Here is a 6,513-nt window from a genome sequence, read left to right on the forward strand (position 1 = left end):
AGAGTTTACATATTGTAGGCTCTTTTTTAATACCTAATAATAAGGAGGAAATGTAATGTTAAATATTAATGAAACAGTAACTTTAAGTGGCAATGTAAATATAAACGGAACACAAGCAGTAACTATGACTGCTGGATTAGGTGGAGATTATCCTAATATATCAATCTCTATTATTAATAAAGAGGTATATAAGGAGAATTTAGAGAAATGCAAACAAGGTGTAGTAGAGTTTGTAGAAAAAGCATCTGATAGACAATTTGAACTTTAAGGAGGAAAAATAAATGAGTAAAATTAAGATAACTAATTTTAATATAATAAATGGACTAAATACATTAGGTGTTTTAGCTAGTACTAGATTGCCTATAAAACTTTCTTATGCTATTAAAAAGAACATAGAAATTATATCTAGAGAACTAAAAATATATGAAGAGGAAAGAGCAGTATTAATTGATAAGTATGGAGAGAAAGACAAAGATGGGAAAGTAAAAATAGAAAATAATAACTTTCTAATTAAAGATGTTGAGAGTTTTAATAAAGATATACGAGAATTGCAGAGTATAGAAAATGAAATAGAAACTTATGATATATCTTTAGACCTTCTTTTAAATTCTAATATAGAATTAACTACAGCTGAATTAACAAGTATAGAGTTCTTACTTAAGTAACGTTATTTAAACTTCTAAGAAAGGAGGGGAAGAATGTTACAACTATATGATAAGAATAAAAACAAATTAAAGGGGTTAACTAAATATAAAGATTATTGCATAGAAAGTGTTCTTAAAACTGGAGATAAGACACTTTCTTTTTTATATCCTTCTAAATTTATAGATGGAATAGTAGAGGAAGGATATATAAGAAATAAGACTGATGAATTTGTTGTTAAGGAAATAGGAGATAGTGGAGAATGGACTTCTATTAAGGCACAAATGAATGTAGAAGATCTAGAGGGTAAGGCGTGGGAACATTTTAATACTATAGAACAAACAATAGAGAATTGTCTTAATCTAGCTTGTGCTAGTACAGGATGGACAGTACAGGTTAATAATGTTACCAAGAAACGAACTGTAAAGAAAACTAATTGTAGTAGTTGGGAGATTATACAGGAAGTTAAAAAGATTTATAGAGTAGAAATAGAATTTGATACTTTAAATAAAGTGGTAAAAGCATATGAAAAACTAGGTCAGGATAAGGGTGTTTATTTTTCAGATCAAGTTAATTTAAAAGCTTTAGATATAGAAAGTAACTCCTATGACTTCTATACAAAAATAATCGCTATTGGCAAAGAAAATATAAAGGTAGAAGTAGAAAACTTTCAATACTCCAATAAAGTAAAAACTTTAATATGGAAAGATGAGAGATATACCGTTCTAGAAAATTTAAGAGAAGATGCAACAGCAAAGCTACAAGAATTATCTAAACCTAGAAAGTCTTATAGTGCAGATGTAATAGATTTAGCTAAGTTGAATTCTAAGTATAAAAATATATTAGACTATAAACTAGGGGATACTATAACTCTTATATCTAAAGATAAGAAAATAAGGGAAAAACAAAGGATAGTAAAAATTACAGAATATCCAGATGAGCCAGAGCGTAATTCATGTGAAATTGCTAATACTACGTTAGATTTTATTGATATACAAAAAGAATTTCAAGATACAGCAGATACAGTAAATAATATAACAGAAGATAATGGAACCATATCAGAAGAAGCTATTAAAGTGGCTGTAAAGAATCTAACAATAGATAAAGCTGATATAAATAGTTTAAATGCAGCAGTAGCAAGAATAGGAACACTTGAAGCAACTAAGGCTAATATAACAGAACTTAATGCGGTAAATGCTAAGATTACTAATTTACAAGCAAATAAAGCTGAAATAACTGATTTAATAGCAGGAAATATAAAATTTGATGTAGCAACAGGTGGAACGTTAGACCTACAAACACTCTTAAGTAAATTTGTAACTGGAGAAAATGGACAGTTTTTAAACCTTACAACAGATAATGTTACTATTTCTAATGCATTAATAAAGGATATTATAGCTAAAAATATTAGTGTAGGAGATTTAAAGGCAGGCAATATAGATTCTAATAGATTCAATATAGTTGGTACAGATGGAAACTTACTTATTAAAGATAACACTATACAAATAAAAGATAGTGCAAGAGTAAGAGTTCAGATAGGTAAAGATGCTAGTGGAGATTATTCCATGTATGTATGGGATAAGCAAGGGAATTTAATGTTTGATGCATTAGGTTTAAAATCTAGTGCTATAAAAGATAAAATAATTCGTGATGATATGGTTGCTGATACTGCTAATATAAATGGTTCTAAACTTAATATTAGCAGTTTAATAACAGAAGTAAATAAAGATAATACACAAACGTTAAAAGCTAGTAGGATATCTTTTGATAGTACAGGACAAAGTTTAGAAGTAAGTTTTAATAGTCTTAAGAGCAATGTAGATAATATGGAGATAGGAGGAAGGAATCTACAAGGAAACGCTGACTTTAACAAACCATTAAGTGGTACATGGAGATATGCTCCACAATTTATGTCTATAAATGAAGATATGCTTTGTGGTGGTTATAAATCTGTAAAAATATTAAGAACAAATGCAACTACAACAGGAAGTACTATTTATCTTTATTCAGGTGCAGATAAAATTCCAGCTAAACATGGTGAAGAATTTACAATGTCTTTTATGTACTATATTCCAGAAGATGTTACACAAGAAATTGATGGTAGTTTTTATGCAGGTGTTTATTTCTATAAAGATAAAGGGGCAGGTGCAGGGAGCAAAAGAATAGATTTAGCAAAAGAAATAGTAAAAGGTAAATGGACTAAAGTCATAGTTACTGGAAAAGCAACAGATATTGATACTAAATCAGTTGCTTTTGTTGTTGGATGTAATAAAAACTGTGAAGTATATATTTCTAAACCAAAGCTAGAAAGAGGAAATAAAGCAACAGATTTTACAGTAGCTCCAGAAGATATAGAAGAAAAAATAGAATCAAATACAACATCTGTTACAGTGGCACAAGGTAAGATAGAAGGATTAATAAAAGAAAGCTCTATAACTAAAGGTGATGTAACTACATTAAAAGATAACTATACAAGTATTAAAGCTACAGTAGATGGAATTAATACTACAGTAGCTAGTCATACAAGTAGTATAGGGAACCTAACCGCAGATTTAAGCGGAGTATCTGGAAAAGTTGCAACAGTAGAAAATAAACAAGCTTCTTTAGAGCAAAATTTAAATGGATTTAATATTACTGTTAGTAATTTAAAAAAGATAGTACAAGAAGGAAATAATAATTTAGTTTCAAATAGTAACTGGTTTAAAGGCCCTAGCGGTTGGAGATTAAGCACTACTCTAGAAGGAAATTATTTTTATGGTGTAAGTGCTTCTATGGTACTAGAAGATAAACATTATATTAGACTAGGACATAGTAAAAATAATAAAACAAATACCATTTATGCAGATTCGTCAAAATTTCCAGTATCTCCAGGGGAAAAAATAACATATGGGGCGTTTGGGGCCGCAACAAGTAATGCAAGGCTTAGGATATATCTATTATTCACTTCTAATATAGATGATATAAATACAGATAATAGTTTCATGACAGGATATACTTCTATTCTTTACGAAGGTAATGCTTCATATACTAAGAAAAACTTAACAGTAATAGTACCAGATGGAGCTGTAAGAGCATTTATAAGAGTAAGAATAGATAAAATAGATACATCTATAAATACAAATTCTAGTGGTGTATTTTCTTCACTAATGGTTAGAAAAGGAGAAGAGGTATTTGAGTGGTGTCCAAGTCAAGGAGATAGTTATAACTATATTGATGAACAGACAGCAAAATTACAAGTTAATATAAATGATATAACAAGTAGAGTAAGTTCTACAGAGAGTACGATAAGTACTATAAACGGAAATGTATCTAGCTTGCAAACTAGAATGTCTAGTGCAGAACAAAAGATAACAAATAGTTCGATTATACAAACTGTACAATCTACTATAAATAATGCTAAAACTGAAGCGATAAATATTGCTAACAGTACTACGGATACTAAATTGCATAATTATGCTACTAAAGCAAGTATGGAGTTAACAGCAAATCAATTAAAATTAGATTTTAGTAGTAGTGGTGGATACAACTTAATAAAAGATAGTAATTTAATTAATAACGATAAGTTTTATTGGTGGCATCCTTATGTAGGAAGTTTTTATTGGCAAAGAAATTCAGGACAGGTTGGAATTTATACAAGAGTAAATGAAGCTACTGCAATATATCAAACTGTTCAAGTAAAACCATATACAACATATACACTTTCAGCAGTATTAACTCCAGAAGTATCTACATCTGGAGCAGTCTTAATAATTGAACTCCCTCAGGAAAATGGTAGGGGAATAACATCAAATATAGTAGAAGCTGGAAGTAGTAGAAGAGAAAGTATTACAATAACAACACAGAATTCAACTGAAATGAAAATAGCTGTTAGGCACTTAGGTTCTAAAAATAACACCGGAGGATATGTTTGCTGGATAAAAGATTTATTACTAACAGAGGGTAAGTTATTGTTACCTTGGACACCGAATCCGAATGAGGTTTACTCAGGAAACACTATTATAGATGGCTCTGGTGTAAAAATAAGAAATGGAGCATTAACAGTTTTAAATAATTCCGGACAAGTAATGTTACAAGGAGATTCTGCTGGGAATTTAATTTTTGAAGGTAGATTACAACCATGTGATCACATTATAAAATTGTTCGGTGAAGAGTGTAGAATAGATGCGGATCAAAATATATTAAGAATTCAAAAAAATAGAGAAACATATATTTCTATAGATAATAGTGAATTAGCCTTTTATACAACAGGAAATAATAAAATGGCGATGAGTTTTGAGCCTGGCTCAAATACTGCATTAAGAATGTGGGGAAATCGTTCTGGTGGAATGCTTAAATTTAGGCGTGATATATATGCAGTAGAAAGTAGAAATAGTTCAGATAATGGTTATGGAATCTTTATTGCAAGTGCATTCAACAATGCATCTAGTAGAGCTTTTAAGACAGATATAACAGAGCCTACTGATATTGACTTTATAGATATACTTAAGAATAACCACATAAAGAAATATAAATTAAAAGCAGATATAGAAAGATTAAAATCATTCCCTACAGCAATAGATAAAGATGGAAAAGGAATGGAAATATATGTAGATGAAAAATTAGGATTTATATTAGAAGAACTAACAGAAGAAGCTAAATTATTATTAAATCCTAGGGGGACACCAGGAATTGATTCCTATAGTATGTGTAGTATGCTTTGGGGAATAGTACAAGAACAGCAAAAAAGAATAGAAGCATTAGAGAACTTACAATAGTAGGTTCTTTTTAATTTATGAGAAAGAAGGTGCAAAATGAATGATATAACAACACTATTTAATACATTTGTATTTCCTGTAGCTTTATGTATTTTATTAATATGGTTCATGTATAAAAAGATATGGCCAAGGATAGAAACAACATTAGATAGGGTTACTAAAACGAATGAGGAACTAAGTACCAGTAATAGGATTTTAACAGAAAACTTAGTAAAAAAAGTAGACAATATGGATAATAAGCTTGATAAAGTATTGAAAGAGAAAGGAGAAATAGAATGAGCAAATTAGTAACTAAGATAACTAGTCTTATAGAAGTAAAGAAGATTATAGCATTATTAGTTATAACAGTATTTTGTATTCTAAGTGCTAGAGAAGTAGTAAGCACAGAACAATTTACTACAGTAGCTATAATGATTGTATCATTTTACTTTGGACAATCTACAGTAAAAGGTACAGTAAAATCTACTAAGGAGCAGGAGTAATCTTGCTTCTTTTAATTTAGAAGAGAAAGGAATGATAGTATGAAAATAGCAGTTAGAGGAGGACATAACTATTTAGCAACTGGATGTGAAGGTCTTATAAATGAAGTAGTAGAGGATAGAAAAGTAAAAGATAGTGTAATTAAATATTTAAAGCAATTAGGACATACTGTATTAGATGTTACACCAGGTAATATGGATAGAGACAGTGATCTAATATATGGAGTAAATAAAGCTAACAATTGGGGAGCAGAGTTATTTATATCTATACATTTCAATAAGGCTTACAACAGTTATAACGGGGCAATAGGAGCAGAGTGCTTAGTTTATTCAAAGACAGATAATATAACTTTAGATGAACAAGTTGCTACAAGGATACAAAACGCCTTAGATGGATTAGGATTTACAGGTCCTGAAAATAAATCTAGAGGAGTAAAAGAAAATAAAGAATTATATGAGCTAAGAGCAACTAAGATGGCAAGCATAATAATAGAAACATGTTTTGTGGAAGCAACAGAAGATGTTGCTTTATATAAAAAGTTAGGACACGATAAAATAGGTCAAACAATAGCAGAAGCTATTAGTAATAAAAAAATAAATGTAAAGGTGGAATATGATATGAAAAAGTTAGTAACTTA

The 6,513-nt window shown here is 29.6% G+C and carries 6 protein-coding genes; all 6 read left to right on the forward strand.

Annotation, left to right across the window (positions count from 1 at the left end):
• Positions 1–55 precede the first annotated feature (55 nt).
• Positions 56–268, forward strand: coding sequence for a hypothetical protein (locus NSA50_RS17940; RefSeq protein ID WP_257447410.1), 213 nt, complete (start codon positions 56–58; stop codon positions 266–268).
• Between the two features lie 13 nt (positions 269–281).
• Positions 282–665 (forward strand): hypothetical protein, encoded by a 384-nt coding sequence (locus tag NSA50_RS17945; protein WP_257447412.1) that lies wholly within the window; start codon positions 282–284, stop codon positions 663–665.
• A 33-nt stretch (positions 666–698) separates the two neighbouring features.
• Positions 699–5,396, forward strand: a complete 4,698-nt coding sequence (locus NSA50_RS17950; RefSeq protein ID WP_257447415.1) for a phage tail protein — start codon at positions 699–701, stop codon at positions 5,394–5,396.
• Between the two features lie 36 nt (positions 5,397–5,432).
• Positions 5,433–5,675: an iduronate sulfatase gene (locus tag NSA50_RS17955; RefSeq protein ID WP_257447418.1), complete on the forward strand. Its 243-nt coding sequence runs from the start codon at positions 5,433–5,435 to the stop codon at positions 5,673–5,675.
• Positions 5,672–5,878 carry a hypothetical protein gene (locus tag NSA50_RS17960; RefSeq protein ID WP_008679525.1) on the forward strand — a complete coding sequence of 69 codons (207 nt, stop codon included), beginning with the start codon at positions 5,672–5,674 and terminating at the stop codon, positions 5,876–5,878. Before NSA50_RS17955 ends, NSA50_RS17960 begins: the two co-directional genes overlap by 4 nt.
• A gap of 39 nt (positions 5,879–5,917) precedes the next feature.
• Positions 5,918–6,513 (forward strand): N-acetylmuramoyl-L-alanine amidase (locus tag NSA50_RS17965; RefSeq protein WP_257447425.1); only part of this gene is annotated, 596 nt, incomplete at its 3' end.

Source organism: Clostridium mucosae, from assembly GCF_024622765.1.
Classification (GTDB): Bacteria; Bacillota; Clostridia; order Clostridiales; family Clostridiaceae; genus Clostridium.

Excerpts from the sequence above, each read along its gene's own strand:
- NSA50_RS17960 (WP_008679525.1), top strand. The coding sequence starts at position 5,672 with ATGAGCAAATTAGTAACTAAGATAACTAGTCTTATAGAAGTAAAGAAG.
- NSA50_RS17950 (WP_257447415.1), top strand. The coding sequence starts at position 699 with ATGTTACAACTATATGATAAGAATAAAAACAAATTAAAGGGGTTAACT.
- NSA50_RS17955 (WP_257447418.1), top strand. The coding sequence starts at position 5,433 with ATGAATGATATAACAACACTATTTAATACATTTGTATTTCCTGTAGCT.
- NSA50_RS17940 (WP_257447410.1), top strand. The coding sequence starts at position 56 with ATGTTAAATATTAATGAAACAGTAACTTTAAGTGGCAATGTAAATATA.
- NSA50_RS17945 (WP_257447412.1), top strand. The coding sequence starts at position 282 with ATGAGTAAAATTAAGATAACTAATTTTAATATAATAAATGGACTAAAT.